This is a genomic window from Lysinibacillus sp. KCTC 33748, assembly GCF_002237755.1.
In the GTDB taxonomy this organism is placed as follows: domain Bacteria; phylum Bacillota; class Bacilli; order Bacillales_A; family Planococcaceae; genus Lysinibacillus.
In genome coordinates this window covers 393,961-420,062 of sequence record NZ_MWSJ01000002.1, presented here as the reverse complement: position 1 = coordinate 420,062, position 26,102 = coordinate 393,961, and the positions used below count along the sequence as shown (strand labels likewise).

28 protein-coding genes and 1 riboswitch are annotated in these 26,102 nt (G+C 35.0%); of the genes, 8 read left to right on the top strand and 20 right to left on the bottom strand.

Annotated features, from left to right (window positions below; genetic code table 11):
• Positions 1–21: 21 nt before the first annotated feature.
• The 4 genes from B1B04_RS04810 to B1B04_RS26360 form a co-directional block, all read right to left on the bottom strand.
• The gene (locus B1B04_RS04810; protein ID WP_079560175.1) at positions 22–1,377 is read right to left on the bottom strand and encodes a PepSY-associated TM helix domain-containing protein; all 1,356 of its coding nucleotides are present in this window, start codon (positions 1,375–1,377) and stop codon (positions 22–24) included.
• 489 nt (positions 1,378–1,866) lie between these two features.
• Positions 1,867–2,049 carry a hypothetical protein gene (locus tag B1B04_RS04805; protein WP_079560371.1) on the bottom strand — a complete coding sequence of 61 codons (183 nt, stop codon included), beginning with the start codon at positions 2,047–2,049 and terminating at the stop codon, positions 1,867–1,869.
• A gap of 61 nt (positions 2,050–2,110) precedes the next feature.
• Positions 2,111–2,233 carry a hypothetical protein gene (locus B1B04_RS26365; protein WP_276207739.1) on the bottom strand — a complete coding sequence of 41 codons (123 nt, stop codon included), beginning with the start codon at positions 2,231–2,233 and terminating at the stop codon, positions 2,111–2,113.
• Positions 2,234–2,263: 30 nt separating this feature from the next.
• Positions 2,264–2,453, bottom strand: a riboswitch (cobalamin riboswitch).
• A gap of 202 nt (positions 2,454–2,655) precedes the next feature.
• Positions 2,656–2,790 carry a hypothetical protein gene (locus tag B1B04_RS26360; protein WP_276207742.1) on the bottom strand — a complete coding sequence of 45 codons (135 nt, stop codon included), beginning with the start codon at positions 2,788–2,790 and terminating at the stop codon, positions 2,656–2,658.
• A gap of 242 nt (positions 2,791–3,032) precedes the next feature.
• On the opposite strand from B1B04_RS26360, the gene B1B04_RS26065 reads away from it, so the two are divergent.
• The 5 genes from B1B04_RS26065 (at position 3,033) to B1B04_RS04780 (ending at position 6,141) form a co-directional block, all read left to right on the top strand.
• Positions 3,033–3,386, top strand: a complete 354-nt coding sequence (locus B1B04_RS26065; RefSeq protein ID WP_240518201.1) for a TetR/AcrR family transcriptional regulator — start codon at positions 3,033–3,035, stop codon at positions 3,384–3,386.
• Between the two features lie 78 nt (positions 3,387–3,464).
• The gene (locus B1B04_RS26060; RefSeq protein ID WP_240518200.1) at positions 3,465–3,605 is read left to right on the top strand and encodes a hypothetical protein; all 141 of its coding nucleotides are present in this window, start codon (positions 3,465–3,467) and stop codon (positions 3,603–3,605) included.
• A 17-nt stretch (positions 3,606–3,622) separates the two neighbouring features.
• Positions 3,623–4,015 carry a DUF5367 domain-containing protein gene (locus tag B1B04_RS04790; protein WP_079560174.1) on the top strand — a complete coding sequence of 131 codons (393 nt, stop codon included), beginning with the start codon at positions 3,623–3,625 and terminating at the stop codon, positions 4,013–4,015.
• 301 nt (positions 4,016–4,316) lie between these two features.
• The gene (locus tag B1B04_RS04785) at positions 4,317–4,679 is read left to right on the top strand and encodes a VOC family protein (RefSeq protein ID WP_079560173.1); all 363 of its coding nucleotides are present in this window, start codon (positions 4,317–4,319) and stop codon (positions 4,677–4,679) included.
• 529 nt (positions 4,680–5,208) lie between these two features.
• A complete protein-coding gene (locus B1B04_RS04780) occupies positions 5,209–6,141 on the top strand; it encodes a C40 family peptidase (RefSeq protein WP_079560172.1) in 933 nt (310 codons plus the stop codon).
• Positions 6,142–6,201: 60 nt separating this feature from the next.
• Here B1B04_RS04780 and B1B04_RS04775 read toward each other — a convergent pair whose 3' ends face one another.
• Together B1B04_RS04775 and B1B04_RS04770 are read right to left on the bottom strand one after the other, a co-directional pair.
• Complete coding sequence (locus B1B04_RS04775) at positions 6,202–7,587, bottom strand: UDP-N-acetylmuramoyl-tripeptide--D-alanyl-D-alanine ligase (RefSeq protein WP_079560171.1); 1,386 nt, start codon at positions 7,585–7,587, stop codon at positions 6,202–6,204.
• A 140-nt stretch (positions 7,588–7,727) separates the two neighbouring features.
• Positions 7,728–9,122 (bottom strand): UDP-N-acetylmuramoyl-tripeptide--D-alanyl-D-alanine ligase, encoded by a 1,395-nt coding sequence (locus tag B1B04_RS04770; protein ID WP_079560170.1) that lies wholly within the window; start codon positions 9,120–9,122, stop codon positions 7,728–7,730.
• A 150-nt stretch (positions 9,123–9,272) separates the two neighbouring features.
• Between B1B04_RS04770 and B1B04_RS04765 the strand changes: the two genes are divergently transcribed.
• Positions 9,273–10,478: an ATP-grasp domain-containing protein gene (locus B1B04_RS04765; RefSeq protein ID WP_170938906.1), complete on the top strand. Its 1,206-nt coding sequence runs from the start codon at positions 9,273–9,275 to the stop codon at positions 10,476–10,478.
• A gap of 96 nt (positions 10,479–10,574) precedes the next feature.
• Here the strand turns inward: B1B04_RS04765 and B1B04_RS04760 are convergent, their stop codons facing one another.
• From B1B04_RS04760 to B1B04_RS04730, 7 genes are all read right to left on the bottom strand, one after another.
• On the bottom strand, positions 10,575–12,875 hold the full coding sequence (locus tag B1B04_RS04760; RefSeq protein WP_094075067.1) for a YheC/YheD family protein: 2,301 nt from the start codon (positions 12,873–12,875) through the stop codon (positions 10,575–10,577).
• Positions 12,876–12,996: 121 nt separating this feature from the next.
• A complete protein-coding gene (locus B1B04_RS04755) occupies positions 12,997–13,428 on the bottom strand; it encodes a hypothetical protein (protein ID WP_079560168.1) in 432 nt (143 codons plus the stop codon).
• Positions 13,429–13,893: 465 nt separating this feature from the next.
• A complete protein-coding gene (locus B1B04_RS04750; RefSeq protein WP_079560167.1) occupies positions 13,894–14,226 on the bottom strand; it encodes a DMT family transporter in 333 nt (110 codons plus the stop codon).
• A gap of 14 nt (positions 14,227–14,240) precedes the next feature.
• A complete protein-coding gene (locus B1B04_RS04745; RefSeq protein WP_079560166.1) occupies positions 14,241–14,567 on the bottom strand; it encodes a DMT family transporter in 327 nt (108 codons plus the stop codon).
• Positions 14,568–14,572: 5 nt separating this feature from the next.
• The gene (locus B1B04_RS04740; protein WP_079560165.1) at positions 14,573–15,103 is read right to left on the bottom strand and encodes a TetR/AcrR family transcriptional regulator; all 531 of its coding nucleotides are present in this window, start codon (positions 15,101–15,103) and stop codon (positions 14,573–14,575) included.
• A 424-nt stretch (positions 15,104–15,527) separates the two neighbouring features.
• Positions 15,528–15,740, bottom strand: a complete 213-nt coding sequence (locus B1B04_RS04735; RefSeq protein ID WP_079560164.1) for a helix-turn-helix domain-containing protein — start codon at positions 15,738–15,740, stop codon at positions 15,528–15,530.
• An 11-nt stretch (positions 15,741–15,751) separates the two neighbouring features.
• Entirely contained in the window at positions 15,752–16,390 is a 639-nt protein-coding gene (locus B1B04_RS04730) for a DUF2975 domain-containing protein (protein WP_079560163.1), read from the bottom strand.
• A 173-nt stretch (positions 16,391–16,563) separates the two neighbouring features.
• Between B1B04_RS04730 and B1B04_RS04725 the strand changes: the two genes are divergently transcribed.
• Positions 16,564–17,259: an SUKH-4 family immunity protein gene (locus B1B04_RS04725; RefSeq protein WP_079560162.1), complete on the top strand. Its 696-nt coding sequence runs from the start codon at positions 16,564–16,566 to the stop codon at positions 17,257–17,259.
• A 37-nt stretch (positions 17,260–17,296) separates the two neighbouring features.
• Here the strand turns inward: B1B04_RS04725 and B1B04_RS04720 are convergent, their stop codons facing one another.
• The 4 genes from B1B04_RS04720 to B1B04_RS04700 all read right to left on the bottom strand — a co-directional run bounded on the left by B1B04_RS04720 (position 17,297) and on the right by B1B04_RS04700 (position 22,489).
• Positions 17,297–18,565, bottom strand: coding sequence for a DUF5068 domain-containing protein (locus B1B04_RS04720; protein WP_079560161.1), 1,269 nt, complete (start codon positions 18,563–18,565; stop codon positions 17,297–17,299).
• A gap of 730 nt (positions 18,566–19,295) precedes the next feature.
• Complete coding sequence (locus B1B04_RS04710; RefSeq protein ID WP_079560159.1) at positions 19,296–19,733, bottom strand: hypothetical protein; 438 nt, start codon at positions 19,731–19,733, stop codon at positions 19,296–19,298.
• A 283-nt stretch (positions 19,734–20,016) separates the two neighbouring features.
• Positions 20,017–21,531 (bottom strand): osmoprotectant update ABC transporter permease/substrate-binding subunit OpuFB, encoded by a 1,515-nt coding sequence (gene opuFB / locus B1B04_RS04705; RefSeq protein WP_079560158.1) that lies wholly within the window; start codon positions 21,529–21,531, stop codon positions 20,017–20,019.
• Positions 21,524–22,489: an ABC transporter ATP-binding protein gene (locus B1B04_RS04700; protein ID WP_079560157.1), complete on the bottom strand. Its 966-nt coding sequence runs from the start codon at positions 22,487–22,489 to the stop codon at positions 21,524–21,526. The genes opuFB and B1B04_RS04700 overlap by 8 nt, the downstream gene beginning before the upstream one ends.
• Before the next feature lie 712 nt (positions 22,490–23,201).
• Here B1B04_RS04700 and B1B04_RS04695 point away from each other — a divergent pair.
• Entirely contained in the window at positions 23,202–23,927 is a 726-nt protein-coding gene (locus B1B04_RS04695; protein WP_240518199.1) for a glucosaminidase domain-containing protein, read from the top strand.
• Positions 23,928–23,991: 64 nt separating this feature from the next.
• Here the strand turns inward: B1B04_RS04695 and B1B04_RS04690 are convergent, their stop codons facing one another.
• From B1B04_RS04690 to B1B04_RS04680, 3 genes are all read right to left on the bottom strand, one after another.
• Complete coding sequence (locus B1B04_RS04690) at positions 23,992–24,369, bottom strand: hypothetical protein (protein ID WP_079560155.1); 378 nt, start codon at positions 24,367–24,369, stop codon at positions 23,992–23,994.
• Positions 24,370–24,498: 129 nt separating this feature from the next.
• The gene (locus B1B04_RS04685; protein ID WP_079560154.1) at positions 24,499–25,314 is read right to left on the bottom strand and encodes an SH3 domain-containing C40 family peptidase; all 816 of its coding nucleotides are present in this window, start codon (positions 25,312–25,314) and stop codon (positions 24,499–24,501) included.
• Positions 25,311–26,096: a serine hydrolase gene (locus B1B04_RS04680; RefSeq protein WP_079560153.1), complete on the bottom strand. Its 786-nt coding sequence runs from the start codon at positions 26,094–26,096 to the stop codon at positions 25,311–25,313. Before B1B04_RS04680 ends, B1B04_RS04685 begins: the two co-directional genes overlap by 4 nt.
• Positions 26,097–26,102 lie beyond the last annotated feature (6 nt).

Sequence of the window (26,102 nt, the reverse complement as noted above, 5' to 3'; positions counted from 1 at the left end):
ATACAGTATCGCTTTAGCATGTTAATTAGCTTCTTTTTTATTTTTAGACACCAAATTTATAATTAATTCTACAAGGACGACAGCAATTAAAGAAAGTCCAAATAGTGGCATCAGAATTCCTAAAATGATCATAAAAATGATAAAAGGAATAGATACTTTTTGAGAGATTTTAGGTGGTGCAGATAAAATACCTTGTTTTTTTCGCAGTAGCCATGTTCTGAATCCCCAAGCAATAACTACTAAAAATGCTAGACATACTAGTAAATTGATTAATTTATTTGGCCAACCAAACAAATGACCTTCATGTAAAGGAATACCCCAAGTAAACCATTTAGCAAGAATACCATAGTCCTCATAGCCAACCTTGTCTATAAATTCCCCGCTATATTGATCAAAATACATTGTCGTTTCATCATCTGGGCTAACATCAAGACCTGTGACACCTGTATTACTAGATTTAGCAACTGTATAGACACCGTCTTCGCTAGTAGGATAAATAATAGCGTATGGTTTTGAGATATTCATTGCGTCAATTTCTTGTTGTAGCTTTTCCACAGTAAGTTGGTTAGGGTTAGCAACAAAGCCTGTATTTCCTCCCCCGTGATGGGCTGCATGTGCCGAGTCTGACGTTGGAGGAGTTTCTTGGCGAGTAGCCCAAGGAATCTCACTTACATCAGATGTAGGTGGCTGCTGTTGCAATAATGGCGTTCCGAAAGAAGGATAATCTTGTGAAGCTTGGTAAATGTATTTCCCCATAAACGCAGACCATGGTAAGCCTGTGAAAATAATAACTAGCATTGGAATCGTAATAATTGTCCCAAGAAGGGCATGGAATTTTCTACTCTTTTGACGTTTGTTTGTTTGCTTTGTTTTCTTTAGTAATTTTCCTTTAAACGTCATGTAAATGCCTGAAAGCATTAAAAAGATAGCCCAGCACGCAGCTAATTCAACTAAATAATTGACAAACGTTCCCCCAATAAATAAGGAGCTATGGATATTTCTAATAATATTCCCAAATGTGTAGCCAGCATCTTGACCACCAATAATTTGATTATGATCATCTAAAAACACATATTTTTCTTTGCCATCTGCATTTTTCATCGATAAACGTGTATTGTATGGCTCTTCTAACTCAATAATTTTATTTGTTTTATAGCCAGCATATGATTCTTCTGCAAGTTTAACAGCATCATCAATAGATTGTACCTCGGTTTTTCCACTTTCACCAAAAAAGTATTTATCATATAACTGATTTTCAACATCAGTATAAAATAAATAGCCTATACCACTTAATGTTAGCGAAATAAGCAGTGGCGTAATAAATAATGCGGCATAAAAGTGCGTTCGCCAAAAGCTCTGATAAAATGTGTTTTTCATGTTGTATTCTCCAATCTATAAATAATCAATTTCGCCTTGGCGTAATTGCGGTCCGGATTTTGAATTGTGCATGCACAATTCTTTCCTTTCAAAATCCGTGGCATCCGCCGGAGGCATTATCTTCATTCAGTAGATGCTTGGGCATCAACAAAAAAAAGATCCACATCTGCATTCATCCACACCTACAAAGATGGAAGTCGTCATAAAAACATTTACTGAATGAAGATAAGCACAAAATTATTATATAGGTAAAAAGTGAAATATAAATGAAGTACTAGAGATTATTTTATGACAATTATATGTATTCCTATTAATATAATCAGTTTATAAGAAATAAAAAGTAGCCAAACGCAATCATTTCAGGTTTGGCTACTCTGCTTTTCTATAAGGTCATCTAAGTTTTTTGACTTATAATTACGGCATTATCACCAATAACACCTCGTGCAAGTAAATGGATAAATTCAGGGAATATATTAACTTAGTTTCACTTTATCCCATTAGTTCTTTCATTACATTTTTATATGCTGTTAAAATATCATTTTTATGAACAGCATCCTGCCCTACATACTCGTCAACTAGCTCCCCTAATGTTTGAGAAGTACTTGAATACTGCTTTTCCATGATTTCAAATTTTAACAGACTTTCATAATACTCGATTACTTGTGGATTCATGTGTAACACTCCTTCATTTTTAGCATAAAAAAACATCTTTCCCTCTACAGAAAGATGTCTACTATGACAAATACACGACATAATACGGTGATTGCCACGGTGAAAAAGGCTTTCTATTAGCAATAGAAGCTACCTGTTCAGCAATCATCGTACTATGAGCATGCAGGAGAAGTTCTCTAGTCACACTCAACACCCCCTATCCTCGTAGGTTTTTTGGTTGTACTAGATAAAGGCAGGTCTCCTGGCTTATGTTCATCACACTTTTCACCTTCCCATTACAAGTTGTAACAGTGGTCTTTTGAAACGTGCTCCCATTTACAGTTGCGGGACAGCGTCGGATTTGCACCGATCTTCCCTTTTAAACAAATCAAAATATGATTTGTACCTCTATCTTATTATTCCGTTTTTATTATTATACCATAGTGGTTTGTGTACATTGACACCTTTATATCAGTGTAGACAACACTAATTTATCGGAAACAGGGGCATCCTCATTCACAAGATAGCTTACGACGTTTTCACAACTATACAGAGGTATCGGATACTTGCATGCCCTCAAAATAAGAACGAGATAAACACATCGTTCATCTCGCTCCTTTACTACTCTTATTGATCTGTTTGTTTTTGCTTCTTTTTCAAATACTCCGCACGTATTTTTTCAAGTTGCTGCTTTTTATCAAATTTGGCAGGCTTCTGTTTCTCATGATATTTTTGCACAGCTACCTTACCTTTGGTATCCAATTGATATTTCCCCACTTTGTTCACCTACTTTGCTTGTCTTTAGAGAGAAACTATTCAACTTTGTACCTCTATCTTATTATTCCGTTTTTATTATTATACCATAGCGTCTTGTGTTATTAAGTCCTTCTATCTTTTATCCAATGTGTATCCTCCATTGTTAAAATAAACTTGTAAATCAAGGAATATTTTATTATTTCATAGTTAGTTATCCAACTAACTAATAACTAGAGAGGTGTAAACCAATGGCGAAACCTACTGGAATCGAAAAGTCTGATTTATTAACGGCTGCCAAGCAAAGTTTAGTGGTAAAAGGGATTGAAAAATTTACATTAAAGGCTGTTGCTAAGCGAGCCGGGGTGACACAAGGAACTATTTATTATCATTTCAAATCAAAAGAGCAAATAATTCTAGAAATTGTCCAAGATATATGTAGAAATTCTTGGAATAAAATTTTGACGATTGATCAACAAATGATTCAATCTGCACTTTTCTCTGCAAAAAGTCGATATGAAAACGAAGCCTTTTATCATAAATTATTTTTCACCTTAATCGTCTTTGGCTTTACTAACCCAGCTATTAGGCAGCAAATTGGATAAATTTTAGCGACTGAAAATGAACATTTATGTAACATTTTAAAAAAAATGTGGGATACATCACCAATTGAAGGTGTCACAGTGGAAACGTGGAGCATTTTTCTCAATGCCCTTATTGACGGTTTAGCCGTACAAGTGATGATGCGGGACGATTTCGACGTAGATGCATTCTATCAACAGTTAGAAAAAATCCTAGAGACACTGTATCGTCTAGGGAAATAATTTGAGGAGGAACCACAATGCCATTCTTTTTATATTGGGGGTTCGCAATTTGGCTTGTAGCAAGTGCTGTATTCCGATTAATGGGGAATTACTTTTTTATCCTTGAAAAACCATTATTCATGATAGCCGCTTTCATTTTAGCTATTCCACTCATTTTGATAGCGACAATACCTATTTATTCTTTGAAAAAGATAAAGGGTACTGAGCGATTACTGGCTGCTATTTGTATCGTATTACCGGGCATGCTCATTGATGCAGTCGTATTATTAGTTTTCGATAATATTTTTCCGAATTTATCAGCTGATGTAGATCGTTATTTCGCCTCATGGCTTCTATGGGCCTATTCCCTAATACTTATTACAGGTGTTACAAAGGCTTCATTCGTGAGGAAGAATACTATTCATTCATGAAAATCAATTATGCCTCGGCTTAATTGCGTCCGGAATCCACTTTGTACTTGGGCCTGCAGATGTTTTTTGTGCGAAAGCGCAGCGACAGCAACATGTTTTTGTCTGTGCGAAAGCGCAGCGACAGCAACAACACGAGGGCCGACACGATGTCGGCCACTCAGGCGTTTTTTGCAGGATGTGAAGTTCTTAGTCTGAGTTCCTCTATTTCAGCGAGTGTTTAGACACCCGCTGAAAGAAGTTAAAGGGTTTTCCATCATTATCCTAGAAGTAAGTATTGATTAGAATTAAAGGAGGAGAACAAATGGTTATAGGCCTACATCACGTTCAAATAACAATTCCAAAAGGTGAAGAAGAAAAAGGGAAACATTTTTACTGTCAAGTATTAGGACTAAAAGAACTTGAAAAGCCTGATTCGCTTAAAGGACGAGGTGGGTTTTGGTTACAGGTCGGCAATAAAGAGGTACATGTAGGAACAGAAGATGGCTTTGATAGATCAACGACTAAAGCTCATATCGCCTATCAAGTTAAAAATATAGGTGAGTGGAAAAAGATATTAATCGAACATCATATTGAAATTTTCGACTCAGTTCCTATTCCTCATTTTGAACGCTTTGAATTTAGAGATCCATTCGGTAATAGAGTAGAAATGATTCAGGAAATTTAAATCAACAGTTGAATAGAAGTTAATTTCTATTCAACTGGCATGTTTTCAAAAATATGATGGTGAATATCTCATGACAGTCGTTTTAACAAATGTCATCTAACTTTTGAATTTTATCGGATCACTTTTTCGTTTTATTGGCCAATTGTTTTATTTTATCGATTAACTTTTGCGTTTTATCCCCCAACTTTTGAATTTTATCGACATCCGCCGTCTAAAAAGCAAAAAAATGAAAACCTGAATATCGCTAAGTATTTCATGCTGAGTGTATCGTCGTTTCCCCCTCCGTCAAGGCTTTTACTACCCTATGACCTTTCGATTCTAACAATTACTTCACCCAACTGAAACATTTGTAATAAAACTGTAAATTAAGGCGATGAAGCCTTTTGTATCAGGTGTTTACAGTGAATTCCCATCCACCGTGGTAACAATTACCTCAAAGAAGCCTTACTTTTTCATGCTACGATTAATTCCAGAGAAAATCCAAAACAGGATTAAACTTAACAAATAGCTTCAGGAGGAACTTAACATCATGAATAAAAAATTTTTAACAACAACATTAGCATTATCGATAGGTTTTAGTACATTGGGAATAGTACAACCAACTGTTCACCCAGTAAAAGTAGAGGCTGCAACAACTAATGCTCAAAATAACTCTCAGGCTGTTGCTGCGAAAGCGGAACAATTAATTCAAACTGGAAAAAGCTTAATTGGTCAAGCAACATATAGTAATACAACATACAAGGCTACGTATCCATATAAATTTTCTTGTGCAACTTTTATCATGTACATTTTCGAGAAAAATGGTATAGATATTGGAACTTACAATGAAGATTATATGATGCAACAAGGGACTTACGTGGCAAAGAATCAATTACAAAAAGGCGATTTACTTTTCTTTAAGAGTAAAAAAACAGGAACAGATCCTGATCATGTAGGAATGTATATTGGCAACAATAAAATGATTCACATGGCTGATCCTAAGCAAAATATCGTTATCTCTGATTTAAATAGTAAACCATATTATACAGATAATTATGTAACTGCTCGTAGAGTATTACCTACACTACTTTCAGCTAACCCTGCAACGAAAGGCGATAAAATTGTTGAAAACGCCTTTAATTATAAAAATAAAGTAACGATCAGCTCTACAAATAATGAAGCAAGTCTTCGCTTTACAGCGCCAGGATTTGTAGACTTTGTTTATCGCAAGAGTGGCGTTAAACTTGGTACAACCAATTTAAAGGATCTGATGAATGCTGGCACAACCGTTTCACGTTCCAATTTAAAAAAGGGTGATTTAGTGTTCTTTAATAGTGTTGTAGGCTCTAAAACTCCTTCACTAGTAGCTATCTATGCAGGTGATCACCGTATTATCATTCCAAGTTCTAGTGGTATAAATACAAGAGTACTAATGGTTGATTATTACAAAGAGCATTATATTACAGCAAAACGTGTTTTTTAAGACCGCTCTAAATTGTATGTAGAAAAAAGAAGCTTTCCTTAAGGAAGCTTCTTTTTCTTTTTATTTATTTTTCAACTGGTTCGCAAATTCGATCATAGATTTGCTAGACATTGGTCCTTTAATAAGTACGATGGTTTCACTATCGAGCTTAGTCTTTAGTACATCTAATACTCCTGAAACATCTTTAAACATATGAACGTCCGCCTTCGTACCTTCCTTCAACGCTTGGTTCGCGATATTTTCTGCTCTTTTACCAATAGTAATAAGCGTATCAATAGTTCTTTTCGCGACCATTGTGCCAATCTCTCGATGATATTTTTCTTCGAAATTGCCTAATCTCTTAATGTCACCTAAAATAAGAATTATTTTTTTCCCTTTTCCTATCGTATCTAACACCTTTAGTGCCGCTTCAACAGAAGTTGGGTTATTTGTCCAAGTATCATCTACGATCGTACTTTCACCGATGCCAGTTGAAAACTCTAAATGTCTTGCCATCGCTTTAAACGTTTTTAAGTGCGAAATTGCGATTTCAATGGAAAGCCCCATTTCCTTTACAGCAGCTATAGCCGCTAACGCATTATATACTTGGTGTTCACCGTATCCTGGAACAAATACATTGAACTGGTCATTTGACACTTTTAGTACAAATTGCATACCGCCTTTTGTGAATTGGATATTCTTAGCTTGATAATCTGATTTTTCGTGAACGCCAAAAGTAATCAACTTCCCTTTAAATTTATGCAAGGGGATCTTTTTAGTGTTTTCATCATCACCATTAATGATTAGTGTGCCATCTTTTTTTATTCCTTCTAAAATTTCTGCCTTTGCTTTTATATACCCATCAAGATTTATACACCCGTCTAAATGATGGACACCTATATTCGTAATAATACCAATCGTCGGTTGATAGATCATACACTGGTGTTTAATATTTCCGATATTGCCCAAACCTAATTCAAATATAGCTGCTTTTGTCTTCTGATTGATTCCAGTCAAGTATGGCAAGGATTGCCGTGGCTCATTTTTACTACTTACAGATGCTTGAACATCCCATTCCTTACTAGTTATGTGTTTAATCATTTCTTTCGTAGTAGTTTTCCCACATGTTCCGGTTAAAGCAACGACTGGTATTTCGAATAGATTTCTGTAATATTCAATGAATTTCCAATAGGCCTGCACAATACTCCTAACGCGTATTACAGTTGTATTCTTCAGTGCATCTTTCAATTCTTCTGATGATTTATCCGAAATGACTAGAGATGGCCCCTTTCGATCTATTTCTTGCCAGTTGATGGTATCTCTTTTACTAACAAACATAAGGGTATGATTTTGTGTAAGATCATGTCGGTTGTAATAAATCGCATGTTTAACAGACCAGCGTTCAGAACCGCTTAATAATTCTCCTTGCAATAGTTTTCTTATCTCATGCACACTGATATGTTGCAAGTTAACTTCGCCTCCTTTCTATAAAGTACATTTCTGAATAAATGAGCAATATATAACTAGCCTTCTTTCTTTTAGCAATCAGCTATATATATGCTCAATATCTAGTAAATGATGAAAAATAACATTTATTTAGGTGAAATCTATTCGGAAGCAGATGATTTCTTTATTTTTAGATCATCTGCCAACTTATAAATTTCTTTACTATACATATCTCCTTTAATGAAAATAATCGTATTTTCATCTACAATATCTTCTAATAATTTATAGGCCAGCGTACTATTTTTATAAATATACACAGGTGAACTCAGTCCTGCCTCAATGGCATGAACCGCCATAATACTTGCATGTTCCCCTATCGTAATGAGTACATCAACCCCAATTTGCCTAATTATTTCTCCCGCTTGCTCGTGAATGATATATCCCCAAGACCCTAAATCTGTAATCGTCCCAATAATGGCAATCTTTTTCTTCCCTTCTCCGAGCGCATTCAAAACCTTTAACCCTGCCTCCAAAGAAGTAGTCGTAATATTCCATGTATCATCTATTAATATGGAATTATTAATGCCCTTAAACACCTGAAGCTGCTTATTCAGTTTTCGGTATGATTGCAGTTGTTCAGCTGCTAAAGAAATCGGCAAGCCCATTTCATAAATAGCTGCAATCGCAGCAAGCGCATTATATACTTGGTGCTCGCCAAAACCTGGTACATAGATTTCATAGAGTTTCTTCTTGTGATGAACGTTGAACAACATACCATTTTTGTGGTAGCGAATATTACTTGCTCGAAAATCACAGGATGTATGCTTGCCTACTTTAATGATGCGGCCGTGAAACTTCGATAAATCTATTTTACCTGTGTTGATATCCTCAGCATTAATGATTAATGTGCCTGTAGGGCTAATAATGTCCAACATTTCACCCTTTGCTTGGATATATCCCTCCAACGTTTTACAATAATTTAAATGATGTGCTCCTATATTTGTAATGATCCCAATAGTCGGCTTAAAATAATCCCCTGCAATTCGGATGTCTCCCGGTGAACCAACAGCAGTCTCAAAAACGGCTGCTTCAGTATGATCATCAATATTCAGTAAGTATTGCAAAGAAGCAGTTCTAGAATTACTACTAAGTGGCGTAGATGTTACATTTTTATTGGCAGATAGTATATGTTTAATCATTTCCTTCGTCGTCGATTTACCAGAAGTACCAGTAATGGCTACGATAGGGATATTAAATTGATTGCGATAAAAATCTACAAACTTCCAATAGGCCTCATCTGTATCTCTTACTTTAATGATGATTATTTGCTCAGGTACTTCTTTTTTTCTATAAAATCTATCGGTTACAAGTACTATAGGATAAAATGGCTCAAGTTTTTCCCAGTTGACAATAGGCTTACTCGTAAAAAGGACTGTATTTGGTCTTTTAACTTGCTTTAGTCGATATGCACCATGTTGAATCAACACTTCCTCCGACCCTTGCACTAAATCGCCTGCAGTTATCGCTTTTAAATCCTGCACTGTAAGAGGCTTCATATCAATCTCCCCTCCTTTCATTTTCTAGTATATGTAACTTCTTAAAAGTTGCTTGGATGTAGACGAGATACATAACTAGAGGAAATCTATTTCTTCGCATATATATATAGTTGATTAAGTATCTAAGTACCAATAGAAGGAGTGATATACCTGAAAACGATTATATTTATCGGCACAAACAAATCCGGGTCAAGTCGTGAAGCAACAAGAGCAGCAGAAAAATTAGGTTATTTTACTGTACTTTTTACAAACAACGAAAAGCAATTGCAGCAGAGAAGAGCCTACCCAGATATTCATAAAATGATTCTTATTGATACTTCAAATATAGAAGACATGAAAGATGAGATTAACAATTTAAGTAAAATTGGGTTAGAAATAAAATCTATCGTTAGTTTTGTCGATCCTTATGTCCATATTGCCTCTATGTTATGTGATGAATTTTGTGAAAACTATACATCTTCAACAGCTATTGAAATGATGGAGGATAAAGAGAAGACTAGAAATTTTTTAAAGAACCAGCCTTATACTCCTACATTTTTCCTTCTCAAGCCTAATGAGTCCGTGCCTAACAACTTGAAATTTCCACTCATTGTAAAATCTCCAAAATCAACAGGCTCCAAAGATGTTTTGTTAGCAAATGACTCAAGCGAACTGAATAAACACCTAAGCTACCTACGAAGTAAAAATCCTCGTGAAACACTAATGATTGAAGAATATATCGATGGCCCACAATATTTAGTAGAAGCACTTGTCTATAAGCGACAACCTCATGTCATTGGCATTATTGAACAAGAAATTACTCAAGGTAAACGTTTTATCATAACTGGTTACGGGGTTCTCGTGAAAGTTCCTAAAGAAATTCAAACTGGTCTTGAGGAGGTGCTCCAATCTATTGTTAAAGCGTTTAACATCGAAAATGGGGCACTGCATTTAGAACTCCGTTTAACAAAGAATGGCTGGAAGCTTATCGAGATTAATCCTCGAATTTCAGGGGGGGCAATGAATTCAATGATTTCTGCCGCTTTTGGATTTAATTTAGTGGAAGAAACACTTAAATTATTTTTAGGTGAATGCCCTAATATCAATCCTAGGCATAAAAAGTTCGTCTATACAAAATACGTAATTGTTGAAAGTAAAGGTATTTTAGAAAAAGTTATTGGAAGAAATAGAGCAACGAATTCACCGGGAGTTGTGGAAGTATATGTGAAGCCGAGAAGAGGAACATTTCTGACCCCTCCTTTATCGATGGGACATCGTTATGCCTATGTAATTGCGGAAGGTGCGACATTAGATGAAGCAAAAGATAACGCAATAAATGCCGCAAAAGAAATAAAATTCATTCTAAAAGTGTCATAGATTTAAGATTCATGAAACTGCTCTCATTGTTTAGCTACAAAAAATATCCCGAATAATTGTCCCTTTTCAAAAGGTCAATTACTCGGGCTTTTTTATTTATTCTTTAAATGTTTGCTCTAAAAATTTAACCGTTTCGAACATATTCGTTTTACTAGCACCCTTTACTAAAATGGTGTCGTGAGGTTCTATAACTTTCTCTAAAAGAGCATGCAAGCTTTCCTTATTAATGAAATGATAAATTTTAGAAGGATCCATCCCTATAGCCTTTGCGGCTGCTCCCATTTCCTCCGTTCTAAAGCCATATGTGATGAATAAATCTATGTCTTGCTCATAAATATATTCACCCAATTTACGATATTCCTCTTCTCTCAAATCCCCTAGTTCTCGCATTTGCCCAATAATAGCAACTTTACGTTTCTTTGCTATATTTGTAAGAACATTAATAGCTGCACGTACGCCCTGTGGATGAGAGTGAACCGTATCGTCAATAACCGTAATATCATCTGAACAGTTATAAATCGTTAATCTTCTAGGTGGTTTTTTAAAGTTTAGCCCCGCTTGAATATCTGCTGGACTAAATCCTAAATAATCTGCAACTGCAACCGCATTCAGCGCATTGTAAACATGATGCTCTCCTAAAATGGGGATATACATAGCCATTTCCTGTCCTTGTAGCTTTATTTTAAAGGTCATACCGATATCTTTATATTGAATATCATAAGCATTATAGTCCGCTGTGCCATGAATACCAACTGTTAATACCTTTCCTTTAAATTGCTGTGTCTCTAAATATTTTGAGTTGTCATCGTCCTTATTCAATATTAATAAACCGTTTTGATCCATGCCATGTATTAATTCTGATTTTGCCTTGGCCACGCCTTTAATATCTCCATCAAAGTTGCCTACATGAGCTAAACCTATATTTGTAATAATACTAATATTCGGTTGGATAATACTACAGTGATTCGTTATGATACCTGGGTAGGCCATCCCGTACTCTAACACAACAGCCTCATGCGAATCGTTAATTTCTTCTTTATGTTTTTTCGTATGCTCTGTTGTATTCCAATAATCTTTTGACTCAAAAATATTCCATTTTTCCGATAAAATAGAGGCAAGAAATGCTTTTGATGTCGTTTTTCCAGCACTGCCGGTAATCGCAATAATCGGTAAAGCCCTATTTGTCTTCTGTTGGGTAATTTTACTTTTAACTTCGCTTATAGCCTTATTTGTCGTCTGTTGTGTATTTTCACTTTTAACTTCGCCAATAGCCTTATTTGTCGTCTGTTGTGTATTTTCACTTTTAACTTCGCTTATATCCTTATTTTTCTTCTGTTTCTTAATTTCCCTTTTTATTTGCTTTTGGTTGTTAGCAAGGTACATGGCGTACCTTATCGTATTAATCACCACGTCTAATTCTAAATAAAAGGCAGGAGGGCAACCTGGTCGCCAGTTTACTTCATACATCCAAATTTTCCGATGTTCATCTAAGCCTATATCAATGCCAATTTCATCAATAACTTCTCCAAATTGCACCATCTGAATTTCATCTAAATGTTGAGCTAGCGATAAGGAAAAATGCTCTAACATACGCCGAATATCAAAGGCCTCTTCTTTAAATTCCTGCTCTAGAAAAGGATCTAAATAATTCGTAAATCCACCATTGTTTATATTAGGTATAATAGAGCCATTTGGTGCAATTCGTGGATAAATCGTCGTTATAACCCATTTACCTTCACCGTTTTTTTGAACATGAAGACGAAAATCATAAACTTGACCTGTTTTTGTTGTGGATTGAATATAGGGTTGCACGATAAAGGTGCCTGTAGAAAGCTGCCCTCTAATTATTTCATCTAGCTGTGACTTGGAACAAACAGTCGTTTCAGAATCCTTTTTTACTTCAAAGTTAGTACTTCCTACTTTCGAAATAAAATAAATCCCTTTACCCTTACGGCCATCTGTCGGTTTAAATACGACTTTTCTATAAAAAGCGATAAATTTATGGAATAAATCAATATTTGCTACAATTTCAGATGGAATTAAATACTTTTCGAACTCCTTAGCTTCCTTCAGCCGCTTCATTACATTCCACTTATTCCCTATAGAATAGGTTGTAAAAGGGATTTCCTTTTTCAATTTCTCAATAATGTCCTTTGATACGGATAATTTTTCTGGACTCCCTGCATTGTATATAACATCTGGGAAAGGCATCGTTCTTTCATGCCAATCACCATTTTCATATACTTTTCCTCTAATGGAACGATCATCGAAGTTAACACTTTTTGGTGTAAAGTAAAAAAATTGAGTCCCTTCTGCTTTTGCGACAGCTGCAAACGCATAAGACTTAATAACTGTTCGAGGATCTAGACGATGATGTAACATTCCAATAATTGTCATTCATTAATCTCTTCCCTTCATACGATTCTCTCTTTAATAAATTCAGTCATACAACGTGCATATAGACAGATGCTCTAATTTTCATGTTATTTTAATAGGCTGCAAAAAGTTAAAAATTTCATCACCATTTGGGCTCAATGATAAATTTCCCTTTTAACATGTCTGGCTTCAGTAACTGAATCGCAGAAATACTACTTAATTCAATGGATTTTACTGTGGACGTTCGCTCTAATCTGACAACCTCTGCAATTAAATTCGTATCATGCCCTTCATAATCATAAGCACGCAAAAGCGAAACAGTTCCTCGACAAAGTTCTTTATCAATAGCCTCTATACGAAAAAACTCTGTTTCAAACTGCTTTACCGTATCCATTAACCTTAAATGGGTACCGTTTTGTGTAATTAAAAAAAAGGGAATTGTATCACTTCCCACAATTTTCACAAGCAGTTGACCAAAGTATTTAGAATGAAAATCCTTTATCATATCTTGGAGTGCTTTTATGTCGTAGAGCGCTTCACATAGAAAATGGTTTCTTTTATTTTCATTATTCATTTCCCCCAGCCCCTCCCAAGTCTACATGTGCCCATTCGTCCAGGACAGTAAGACTACCTATTTAAGGTTTTAGTGTAAAAAATATAAGTGGGAGTTCTACTGCCCGTAATAGCCTGATTGGTTTATGAACAATCAGCGGGGATAAGAATCTCCCATTTCACTTTATCCAACATCTTCTCTTTATCATATGTAAAGACAATGAATATGACGACTTTTTTCGATTTACCTATAAAATTAGTTCTTTATCTTGAAAACTGAGGGAAAATAGTTAACCGAATTCAGATTATGTTAACCTTTCATTTGGAGAATTGATATTTTGAAGTTCATTGCAGAAGGTTTTAAAGCAAGAATAAACGGGCAGTATGACTCCCTAAACAACAACAAAGAAGTTAGGTCGGAGTTCAACTGCCCGTTAATACTCGTTTGATGATGAGTAATTATTAATAGTGAACTCCACGTTTCACTTTATTGAACACTTTGTTGGTCTCCCTGATTTAGCAGAATGACACCGCCAATAATTAGTGTAATTCCGATTGCTGAGTATAAATTAAACATTTCTCCCCACACAACAATTCCGACAATTACTGTTAAGGCTGTACCTATACCTGACCAAATGGCATATGCAAGGCTTAATGGCAGCGTTTTTAAGCATAAGGACAAAGAATAAAACGAAATCCCATATCCTATGGCTACAGCGATGGATGGACCTATAATTGTAAATGCCTCTGAAAACTTAAGCATCGTAGTTGCAAATACCTCACTGACAATAGATAACGCTAAAAAAAGATAACCCTTCATTTACAAATTCCTCCTTAATGTCCGCTACCCGCAAGGTTAAGGATAACTACACCAACAATAATAAATAGAATACCCATCAGCTTTTTTTTATTAAATAATTCCTTATAAAAGATTACACCGATTAATGCCGTTAGCGCCGTTCCTATTCCTGCCCATATCGCATAGGCAGTGCCAATTGCTAAAGATTGTAATGTTAGAGAAAAGAAATAAAAAGCTGTTCCATAGCCAACCACTACACCAATTGAGGGGAATAATCGTTTAAAGCCATTTGTAAGTTTCAGCATCGAACTTGCAAAAACTTCTGCGATAATTGAAATAAATAAAAAACCTAAAGCACTCATGTATGTTAGTCCTTCCTTGTCATGTGCATTAATTGTTCAAAGACAGCTTCTGTTGCCTTATCGGATAACGGTGCGATATTTAATAGTTTTGAATAATACAATCCATCAATCGTTAACCGAATCAAATGAACAACGGAGGCCTCTAAGCCATCCTGAAACAACTCTTCTAATAAACATTCATAAACGGTTGAGATGGATGAATGGTCATTTTGCAATATTTGAACCGCAATATTTAAAGATGCTCCATTCGCAAGATCTTTTTGAGAAGTTAAAATAAATGCTCTCGACAGCCTTCCTGTCCCTTGCTCAAAACTTGCTAGATGTTCAAAGGATTGTATAACCTCGTTTAAAATCGTTTCAGCAATTGCAGTTTGAAGGGCATCCTTCGTATTAAAATGATACAGTAAACCACCTTTACTAATGTTCGCCCTTTCGGCTATCCTTTCTAAAGTTAAAGTACTTAAATCATTATCCTTTAAAAATAGAATCGCCGTTTGAATAATATGTATTCGTTTTAAATCTGCTTTTGATGACACACAATCCCCCCTTTTCGCCTTGGCGTAATTGCGTCCGGATTTTGAATTGTCCCCAGGCCTGCACGAGGGCCGACACGATGTCGGTCATTTCGTAATGCCACAGGACGTGGCGTTTTTACCGATGCAGGTCAGTTAGCCGTTTTCGCAGGTTGCGAAGGTTTTAGGCTAACATCATTTTCTCATTCCTTTAAAAATCCGTGACATCCGCCGGAGGCTTTGTCTTCATTCAGTAGGGGTTTAGAAACCACCCACTGAATAGAAACCTCGTCAGCATTCATCTCGCCACCTTCACAGGTAGGAGTCTTCTACTGACTGAAGAAAAAACCGTCTGGTCGGTCTTTTTTATTTTACAGTTCTTATTTCACATCGTCAATTACCGTAAAAAAAATCGAGACCCGAATAGCATTCACGCTTCGGGTCTCTGTTATTCTTCATCGTCTATATACTCCAAAATATCTCCTGGCTGGCAGTTCAATGCCTTACATATTGCATTCAACGTAGAAAACCGCACAGCTCTAACCTTTCCAGTTTTTAAGTTGGATAGATTGACAATCGACACATCTACTTTTTCTGCTAGCTCACTTAGCTGCATTTTTCGATCAGCAAGCATTCGATCTAATCGAATAATTATCGTCATTTTTTCACTTCCTAAGCTGTTGCATCATATTCATCCTGTAAAAACGCACCATATCGGAATACACGTGCTATCGTCCAAATGACGAAACCACATAATAATAAAGTCCAATTAATTCCGGGAAATTGAAAGCTTATCTCTTTTATCAAACCTGTACCTACTAACAACTCACCTAATTGTATTTGTTCAGTAACTGTATAAGCAATGTACGTGCGAAATGTATCTACTGTCAAGCTTAATACAACTACAGTATAAGCTATCCATTCTATTTTTCTACTATTCTTTTCTGAAAAAATAATTCCTTTACTTAAATTACTCAACAGATTTCTTACTTGAACAACGATGAATAATAATAATCCTATGTAGATTGTAGCAGTCAATAGTAATTTCACGACACTCATTTTCGTATACTGAATATTTTCCATTACCTTATCTGCTAATTCAATTTGAATCCCTTCTAAATGAATGAAAGCTGTTATATTACCTTGTTCTAGAAAATTATTTACACTATTCTCCGGCACAAAAATTACCCCTGCACATAATACGCCTATCATAATAAGTCCAATTATAATTAAAACCATCATGATTGTAAAAATTAAACGTAACCCTTTTGTTAAAAATAGAAATTCTTTACTTTGGATTATTTGTTCCATTCCAAGCATCCCCTCTCTTATTGTTAATTATACATCTCACTATACCCTTTTCAATAATTAATTAATGTTTATCATTAAAAAATTATTGTTTAATTTTAATACCATCACGCATACTGAATTAGGTATACTATGACAAAAGGCAATAGTTACAACTTGAAAGGGATGAAATAGAATTGGAATCTTTACCTACATACAGAATGATCTTACAAATGGATCAAATAGGAATCTCTCAAACTACAATTAACTTTCTAGTTGAGAATATTGAAGACGACTTTGAAAAGTTCCGCAGAAAATATAAATTTTTATCGATTGCGAAAGGATTTTTGAGAAGCTATACCTCCCTTAAAGAGGCGGAATTAAAAGCGGAAGCATCAAAATTAGAACAATCTGGTGAGGAGGAACCTTTAAAGAAACTTGAAGGTGATTGGTACTATGCAGATATTATCAATAAACTACCGATGTATTTAATGTTTGAGGATTTCTATCTGATTAAAAAGCATGCCAATCATGAATATTTTGTACTCAGTAAAGTTAGTGATGAAATTCTCTTAATTGACTACAGCAATTTTGAAAACATAGAACGCATTTATGTAAATTCATCAATAGAGGCTTTTTGTCATTCTTTAGCGGCATATAAACGATGCGTCAATAAAATTGTGAAATACTATAATAATTTTCGAGATAAAGACGAAATAAAGTTTAGTGATGAAATACTAGCTATCCCTCATCAATTAAGGACTACATTACGGAAGATTGATCCGTCTATACTTCCTTCTCATTATTGGGAAAAGAAATGTGATGAATGGGAGAAAAAACTAGTGATGCTTGAATCGTCCCATCGCAAAGGATTAGGTCTAAGCGGATGGTAAAATAAGCCCTCTCAATTTACGAGAGGGCTCCAGCCATTTATTTTGGTAATGTAAATGTTTCTTTTTTACCTTTAGAAGTATCCTCTGCTCCTTTATTTCGGATCGGACCCAACTCAATGTCAAAGGCTTTATCTTTCCAAATTTTTTCATACTGCTCTTGATCTAATACGAATACTTGTAAAAGCTCGCCATTTTCACCAGCTTTAATAATGTCATTAGGCTTATAGTTTAATAGCATACCTTCGCTTAATAAATATTGCATGCCACCATTAACTGTTAATTTTGAAGACATAGAAGATAAGCCAATTTCACTAGTAGCTTTATTTTCAAGTTTAAATTTAACTGTTAATAAAGTGACACCGTTTGTGAAATTCGAGAAACGAGGAGCTTCCACCTCATTAGGTGTAAATTTTGTAAACTGATACCCTTCTAAAGTAGCATTTACATCACCTATTTTTTTACTTTCATTGATGTCGCTTTTTTCCTTTAGAATCTTCTTTTCACCCATATTGTCCATTGTTACTTTATCTTGATAAAATGTTGAATTACTTGATACTTTTTTCGTGCCATCTGTATTTAAAGCAAGATTAAATCTTCCTTCAGTACCAATAGTAGTATCATATTTTTCTTTTTCGGCAAGCGGTACTGGAATCATTACTGATACTGTACCCAATTCATAGATTTTTGCTAAATCTGTTTCACCGAATGGATAAGCGATATACCCAGTTACCGCCTCACCCGCTTTTATCAAATAATCCGTTTCGAAGCTTAGTTTTCTCGGTAATTGATCTTCTTCCGGAATCAAATACTTATCATTCGTATAATACTTACTAGCACCCGTAAATGTAACGTCTAAACTAGGCATGTAATAAACATCTTTATCCATATCATTCTTCAATGTATATTTAGCTAAAATGACACCACCGTTATTTTCTTCGTTAAATGGAATATTAAAGTCTGTGTGGAAATCCTTTAACTCTACTACTGAATATGCATCAAGTGAAATTGAAACATTCTCCATTTTATGTACTTGTGATTCATTATTTTCAAAAAGAACTTTAGTTTTCCCTTGTGTTTCCTTCTCCATATAAGAAATTAAGGAAGCGAAGTCAACTGAACCTTTTGTTGATTCTTGATCTTTTTTAGGTTCTTCCTTTTGGACTTTATCTTTTTCTTGTCCTTTTTCCTCCTGTACTTTCTTTGGTTCATCGTCTTTCTTTGTTTCGTCCCCTTCTTTCCCACAGCCACTAAGAATAATTGAAGTCGATAAAATTAGCGAAGACATTAAAAATAAACTTTTTTTCATTTCTTCCTCCAAGTTGTTTCTTTATTGATTTTTTGGCTCAACAGTAAAAACGAATAATAAAAGCTATTTTTTTGAGCCGATACCCATTTTAATCCATATTTAGCTCCAAAACAACTTGCACTGGAAGAAATTATACTATCGAAGCAACGAACATCCAAATATTGTTTATTGAATAATTCAATCTTATTTTTCAATTACCATTATTTTCATAATTTGAACTTTTTCAAGTTATTTTCTTTGAATAATAATTATCAATGTACTAAAAAGGCTGTATCACTCAAAGTTATTAGAAAATAAGTATAATATACCCAAGAATATAGTCTCATTTCCCTTTTCGAAATTCCTGATAAAACTAGGCTTCTAACGTATAGATTATTGTTATTAAAACATAAAAAAACAGAATTAATCGACAAAATATAAAGAATTAACTCTGTTAAAAAATATTCAAATTGAATTTTATATACTTATTAAACCATATAGCATTAGTAGCAGACCTAAATAAAACAAACTTGATCCTGTGAAAGGATCTGTAACAAAATCAAAAAACTCCATCCACTTTTCCTTTACAGAATCGGCTTTCATTATCTCCGGTATGTAAATACGAAACGTAATAACTATACAAACAACCCCTGTAATTAAGGATAATACACCCATCATTAAACCACCTTTTTTTGCTTTAAAGTTTTTTAACTTAAACTCAGACCAATAAAGTTTATAATCACTTCTTCAACTAGTTGAATAGCAACAATCTTATAGAAACAGCCTCAGTTTTTTCTTTAGTATCAAGGTGGATTTCAATTAATTCCTCAGTGAGCGGCATATATGTTGCTATGCAATGTGCATATTCTCCAACAGTTGCATCTCGATTCCACAAACTTGCTGAAAGTGTCTTTTCTTCAAAAACGATCTCTGTTTGCGGAGTTCTTCCTCCGCCATGTTTAACCGTACACGGTCCCTCTATCATTGGTGCATTGCCGGACCATTTAAATGTCCAATCATATAATTGAACAATCGTTAAACTTAAACTAATAACTAATACTGAACTCACTACAAAAATGTGATTAGGAAAATCTAAATTTTCTTTTCTTGTTTTCAATAAATGGATCATATACCCGACCATTGCCAAAGTTAGCCCGCTTGTTACAATAGTCCAAAAAATCATACGCATTCTTTCAATTCTCTTTTCTCTATGTATTCGATCATTACTCGGACAGTATCTTCTAAATGTCCAAGCATAATTTTTTAATCAAACTTGGCACCTATTACAAAACTAGTAACATTACGCTTAATTATACTATTTCATTCGACCTTTCTAATAATCCAAAATATTCCATAATCTTATGACAATAATTTTGGTTGGCCACTATCTTTACAAAAACAGCCTAAAACTAATAAAAAGTAGCTAAAAAAAAGATAAGTATATCTCTTTTCTAGCTACTTGTGATTTCGTCTTACAACAGTCCTGCTTTTATTAAATATTCACGTGCCACGTCTTCTATGTTTTGGCCATCTACATTTACTCGATAATTCATTTCGCGCATCTCATCATCTGTTATTTGATTTGCCAGCTTATTTAAAGCTGCTTCAATTTCAGGATACTTCTCTAGCGTTTCGTTCCTTAGTAATGGAGCTCCTTGATAAGGTGGAAATAGTTGCTGATCGTCTTCCAAAACTTTCAGATGATATTGACGTATTTCACTATCCGTTGAATAAGCATCTAATAAGTCTATATTACCTGATTCGATTGCCTGATATCTAAGCTTTGGCTCCATAGTCGTTATGTTTGAAAGTGAAATACCATAATTTTTTTGAATGCCCAAATAACCATCTTCTCGATCATTAAATTCCAATGTGAAACCGGCTTTTATCTTTTCTTGAATAGGTTTAATGTCAGAAATTGTTTGCAAATGATAGGTTTCAGCCATTTGCTTTGATACTGCCAATGCATACGTATTGTTATATTTCATCGGACTAAGCATCACCATATCAAACTTATTCATCATTCCTTCTTGCGCCTGATGATAAACATCCTCTTGATTATTATTGATAGCTTCCTCTTTTAAAAACTCTGAAATTGCCGTTCCAGTAAATTCTGGATAGATATCAATGCTACCAGATTTAAGAGCATTAAATACAAAGGAAGTCTTACCAAGCCCAGGTTTTAATTGCACCTTTAAATCTGTTTCATGTTCGATTAGCATTTTATACATATTAATTAGAATCTCTGGCTCAGCGCCAAGCTTCCCTGCAATGATAATCTCTTCTTTCTCTTTGAGGTTTAGTAGTGGGAAGACAATCATTACTAATGCCACAACACTAATCATACTCAATGCTGAAATTGTTTTTTTAAACGACAGTGATTCTAGCTTTTTCAGTAAGAAGTCGAACACTAATGCTAAAATCGCGGCAGGAACAGCCCCTAAAATAATTAGAGCTGTATTATTTCTGTCAATACCAAGCAAAATAATATCTCCTAATCCTCCAGCTCCGATTAATGCTGCTAATGTTGCTGTTCCAACGATTAATACCATAGCTGTTCTAATCCCTGCCATGATAACCGGCATAGCAAGAGGCAACTCTACTTTCACTAATCGCTTTCGCGTATTCATCCCCATAGCCATCGCTGCCTCTTTTAAAGATGGATCTACTTCGTTAATCCCCGTAAACGTATTACGTAAAATCGGAAGAAGTGCATAAACAACTAAGGCAATAATTGCTGGTACCTTTCCGATGCCAAACAACGGAATCAATAACCCTAATAACGCTAATGAAGGAATCGTTTGTAAAACTGCACTAATACCAATAATACTCTCCGCTATTTTCTTTTTATTCGTTAAATAGATCCCTAGAGGAATAGCAATCAACACGGCAAAGAATAGCGCAATGAAGGAAATTTGAATATGCTCTAATAAAGATGCCAATAGCTGGCCTTTTCGTTCGCTCAACACCTCAAAAAAATTAGCCATTTAAAGTACCTCTTTCTAAGGAATCCTGTGCTAAATATTGAAGCATGGATGCTCTTGTGACAACACCTATCATTTCCCCTTTTTCTTCTACACCCAAACATTCATAATGAGCTAATTTCTGAAGAATGGTCTGTAAAGAATCATTGAAGGAAATGGTGTTCTCTTGATTTCTTTGAATATTCTCAACTGCAATAGGTTCAATTACATTTTGGATATTGAAAGTATTCTCCCCATACTCTTCTACCCCAATAAATTCTCGAACAAAATCATTAACAGGATTTTGTATGATTTCTTGTGGAGTACCAATCTGCACAATCTCCCCATCCTTCATTACGCATATTCGATCACCTAGTTTTAAGGCTTCTTGCATATCATGCGAAACAAAGACGATCGTTTTTTGTATTGTTTGCTGAAGCTCAAGAAGATCATCCTGTAATTTTGTGCGGCTAATCGGATCTAAAGCACTAAAAGGCTCATCCATTAAAATGATTTCGGGATCCGCTGCTAATGCACGAACAACACCGACCCTTTGCTGCTCACCACCAGAAAGCTCTGTTGGTTTGCGCTGACTATATTTATCTGGTTCAAGTCCAACCATATCTAATAACTCATGAACTCGTTGCTGGATTTGCGGTTTACTCCATTTTTTCAATTCAGGCACAACAGCTATATTTTCTTCAATCGTCATATGAGGAAAAAGCGCAATTTGTTGAAGGACATAGCCGATATTCCATCGTAATTCATGAATGTTGTAATCACTTATTCTTTTACCATTAATTCGAATAGTTCCTTCTGTTAAATGAATTAAACGATTAATCATTTTTAATAATGTTGTTTTTCCACAGCCACTAGGTCCAATAAGAACAAAAAATCCTCCCTTTTTGATCTCTAAATGAATAGCTTTCACTGCGACTTGGTCATTTGCATATTTTTTTGTAACATTTTCAAATGCTATCATTGTATAAGCTCCTTTTCAGCGTCACTACCTGTTAAACGAATACCCTCAGTTGTTACATCAATTTTAATCTCCATTAAAAATTTGCTACGTAGACCCACTTGTTACAACGATGGAGTTGATTTCCGTTCCGACTAGGCGCTTTCCTAGGGCCCAGCTTCACTCCAATCAGCTAATCCACTTTGCAAGAATTCCTTGATTTTTTTGAGAACACACATTGTCTATTTACTTAATGTTTTAATATAGAAATAAACTACTATTATAGTCTTCTTCATTTCATATACGTTAAGCATAGTAGGTCTAGAACTAACACTTTTTTAAGATACAACGTGTTCCTATATATATTTCACTATCTAAAGTCATTTCAAACTTAATTTTTTGTTTTATATCAAAACGTTAGTCATCTTGACGCTTTACTCTATTTGTCTCATAATTTTCATAGAAAATCGTATACTGTTTTTGAGTACGTATAACTACTATTCAATCTCCTTTCATTTCTAAAAAGTGCTGGAAATTAAGGAACTAAATGAAGGGTTTTATCGTTCTATGAATGATATACTCTATAAAACAAAACATGACTTTATTTCTATTAATGACTCTGGAATAATTAGAAATATATGAACCTCGTTATTGAAAAGAAAGGAGGAAGGGAGATGTTGTAATCTATCAACATCAATGAACAATGAAATACGTAATTAATTTTTTCAAAGGACTTATGATTACTATTATTGTTATTTGTATTTCGTTTTTTATGGTGACGCAACTTTTCAATACGCATGAAACTGAAGAGCCTGTAGTTGTAGATAATCGTCCTAGTGTAGAAGAGTTTATTGGTTCAATTGCTGAAATTGCACGGAAACTCGGTGCCGAAAATGACTTGTATGCATCGATTATCATTGCGCAAGCCGTTTTAGAAAGTGAGCATGGACAAAGTGGTCTTGGATCTGCTCCAAATAATAATTTATTTGGTATGAAAGGTAGTTATCAAAATAACTCCGTGACATTTGAAACATCTGAGGATGACGGGAAAGGTAATATGACTACGGTGATGGCTCAATTCCGCAAATATCCTTCCTATGAGGCATCTTTACAAGATTATGTAAAATTAATGCGTAATGGGGTTTCTTGGGACAAAAATTTCTATGCAGGCATTTTTAAAAGCAATGCGAAGTCCTACACAGATGCTACGAAGTTTTTAACAGGCTCCTACGCAACAGATTCACGATACAATGAAAAACTGAATGCACTAATAGCAAAGTATGATTTACAACAGTATGACAGCCCTGTCAAAGATAAAAAGACAATTACCGTAGCTGATGGTGACTCGCTTATGCATATTGCAGAAGCTCATAATGTTAAAGTTACGTCCATCAAACAATGGAATCAGCTTCGATCTGATACACTTGAGGCTGGTCAGCAATTAAATATTTATAAATATTAATAATAAATCTCCATGTAATTTTTTTGTCATGGAGATTTTTTCTTTCTTTTAAAGTCTATTATTATTAACTTATTAATCTGTAAATCACAGTTTCTATGTCAAAAACACGCTTGTTTAAAGCGTAAGTTCTATCTTCTACTTGCTGAGCAATTTTTTCAGTAAACTCACCTAAATGTTCGACAATATTTTTCTGAAGCTCTGCTTGTCCAATTTTAAGTTCATGCACATCACTCTTTAGTTCACGCACATCATTTTCAATTTTATCTAAGCGTTGTTCAATGTCGTCAATACGTTTGTTCATTACATCTAGTTGTTGGTCAATTCCGTCTAATCGTTGATCCATTCCGTCTAACCGATAGTCAATTCTGTCTAGTCGTTTATGAACCGGCGTCAATTCTTCTTTTAAAACGGAACGTAGTACCTCTTTTAACTCTAGATTCAATTCATAACCTCCGATCATTCAAATTTTGATTCATTATAGCATAATGCAAATAGGTTATCTCTATCAATAATTTCCCGATTCTTATCAAAAATTGAAAAAGAGAAGCCAAATCAAGCTTCTCTAAATCTTTTATTTAAATAAGCTCCCAATAGCAGTAATAGAATTTGCCAAATCACTCCGATAGTGCTGATGCTGCTCGTCAAGACTATTAATATTAACCTCATTCCCGCCTAGCGAGGAATGTACATAAAGAAGCTCCCCTATATATAAAGCCATATGACCTGGGAAGTATATTAAGTCTCCCTTTTGTATGTTCCCTAAAGATATTTCCTTGATAGGAAAACCTTCAACAATTTTGGCATCGCGATATATATATACACCATTTAGCATATACGCCATTGAACATAAACCTGAGCAATCAATACCAAGTGGTGATTTCCCTCCCCAGCGATAGGGTGCTGTTAAATAGCTAAGCGCTGTTTGGACCACATTTTCTCGTATTTGTTGCTCAGATAAGCTGTTTTCTGGAATTTTTTCTTGTAACCATTGCCTACGTACATAACCAGTCTCCCCCGACACTAATTGCACTACTGCCCATTCAGGATCTAACCCGTCAATAGTAATCGAACAGATGATTGAACCTTTAACGAGCGTTATCATTTTCGCACTTTGAATTCGAGGCTGCTGCAAAACATCGGCGAAGCTTTGGTTAATAAAATGGTTTGCTTCTTGTCGCCAAGTATCTGTTTTTGTTTTATCAACTATTAAGTTAGCTTTTTGGCAATAGCCTTCATAGCGACAAGCGGTTTGTATGCGTGCCCAGTTCTCATCTATGTCTTCTATAATTTTTACCGACATCCCATATAGTACCTCATCCACTAATTCTGAGGATTCATCTGGCTTTGCGTGTAAATTTGCGATCATGGACGTCACAATGGCATTCATTCTATCCGCTCCTTCCGCTTCACCAAGTATTCGTAAACAACTTTGAAAATACGACCGATTAGCTGCCTCGCATAATCATTATTCGTAACCTCTGTTACGAAAACACCTATGAGATAATCCCCCGATCTGCTGTACACAATCCCTGCATCATGATCTACCGTTTCAAGACCACCTGTTTTATGAGCAAGTTTCACATCATCTACTAAATAACGACTTAATGATTCGTGTATTCGTTGGCGACTTAAAATATCGATTGTTAGCTCATTAAATGCTGATGATAACAAGTCCTTACGATAAATTCGTGAAAATAGTAGTGCCATATCACTTGCCGACGTTGTATTATCAAAGCCTTTTGCAAGCTTTTCAAAATCCATCATCTTCCGTTGAATGATTGTCTGCTTAAGCCCTATTTGACGAAAATAATGATTGAGTGCATCCATCCCTAGAAAATCGATTAATACATTTGTTGCTGTATTATCACTCGTAATAATCATCCATACTAAAAGCTCATAGATGGTACTTTGCTCTAGACGCTGCTCACTAATAACACTAAAATCAACCCACTCTTCTGGCGCTATCTCAATCTCTTGCTCTAAAGAATGGTTGTTACTTTCTAAATAGTTCAGAACAGCAAGCAGTATAGGCACCTTTATTAAGCTAGCACTTGAAAACGTGTCTTCTAGCTTTTCACTAATGAAAAATTGCTCAGTCTTACAATCTTTCACAAACATATGCACATTATAGGGAGCATTTTGAAGAATCTCTGTTATCGTTTGCTTCATATTTCA